Below are 1,580 nucleotides of genomic sequence, written 5' to 3'. Positions count from 1 at the left end.
GTGCAGAACTCTCAAGGTTCGCGGCTCATTGAAATATTTTTGCGCCAAATTGGGGTTTTCATAGGGCTTGGGCTTTTGGGTTTTATTGTTTTTTGCATTTTTGCTTTGGCAACTTGGAATGTTGCAGATCCGTCATTAACGCATGCAAGTATAAATAAAATTACCAACTTTATGGGATGGCCTGGGGCAATTTTTTCAGATTTTGTCATGCAGTTTTTTGGTTTGGCAAGTCTTGGTATTTTGCTGCCACCATTATTTTGGTCGTTTCTTTTGCTGGCACAGAAGAATATCCACAATTTGATTTTTCGCCTTTTTTTATGGGTGGTCTCAACGATTTGTTTTGTAGTTTCTTTTGCTCTTATGACACCTCTTGCTCCTTTTACGCAATGGCCATTGCCGATGGGTTTGGGAGGGGTTTTGGGTGATAAAATTTTAAGTGCTGCTTCTTTAATCTTTCCTGTCCTTCTTTCTCCATTTCAGAATGTGCTCTTGGGTGTTGCTCTTATCCTGTTAAGTTTTTTGATAGCTGCTTTTGCTGGCAATGTTGTGTGGCGGCGTCAATCAAATAAAAGAAAAACAAAAAACATCCAGAAAAACGAAATCGTGGATCCAGATTTCGATGTGTCAGGAGAGGTAGAATATGCTGCAGATGAAACACAGCACGGTTTTTTTGCTACAGCTTTTGGAGCTATTTTACACCTTTTTTATTTTTTACAAGCACGGTTTTTTCGGTTTTTCTTCTTTAAAAGTCAGGCTAAAAAACAAGAAAAGTCATTTGATCGGATTGAACCAATTTTCTTTGATGAAAAAGATAAGATGCCTGCTTCTTCGGTTAAAAACTGTGTTTTCAAACCTTTAACGGCTTCTTCAACGGGTGATTTTCTTCTTCCGCTTTTAGATTATCTTTCGGTTTCTCCACCAGCAGCAAGGGCGACAAAACTTTCTCCTGCTCTCTTAAAAGCCAACTCTCAGGAACTTGAAGGTATTTTGTTAGATTTTGGAGTCAAGGGGCAAATTATTGATGCACGTCCTGGTCCAGTGGTGACTTTGTATGAATTTGAACCGGCTGCCGGCATTAAGTCTTCCCGGATTATCGGTCTGGCAGATGATATTGCACGCTCGATGCGTGCGATTTCAGCCCGTGTTGCTGTGGTTCCAGGACGCAATGTGATTGGAATCGAATTGCCCAATGCAATGCGTGAGATGGTTTATTTACGGGAAATTTTACAAGCTCAGGAATTCTTAGAGAGCGAAGCAAAATTAGGTCTTGCTTTGGGCAAAACAATAGGTGGTGAAACGGTTATCGCGGATTTAGCAAAAATGCCTCATCTTTTGGTGGCAGGCACAACAGGATCGGGAAAGTCTGTTGCCATTAATACGATGATTTTATCGCTTCTTTATCGTATGACACCTGAGCAATGTCGTCTCATTATGGTCGATCCGAAAATGCTTGAACTTTCGATTTATGATGGCATTCCCCATTTGTTAACACCTGTGGTAACAGATTCTAAAAAAGCAGTGATTGCGCTTAAGTGGGCTGTTCGTGAAATGGAAGAGCGCTATAGTAAAATGTCAAAACT

The 1,580-nt window shown here is 40.5% G+C and carries 1 protein-coding gene; it reads left to right on the top strand.

The features are described 5' to 3' along the window. Nucleotides 1–1,580, top strand: a 1,580-nt coding sequence (locus ACFIK8_RS09060) for a DNA translocase FtsK 4TM domain-containing protein (RefSeq protein ID WP_375669232.1), incomplete at its 3' end; no start/stop codon positions are given.

The organism is Bartonella sp. MR168JLCBS, from assembly GCF_042194175.1.
This window is presented reverse-complemented; position numbering and strand designations above follow the sequence as displayed.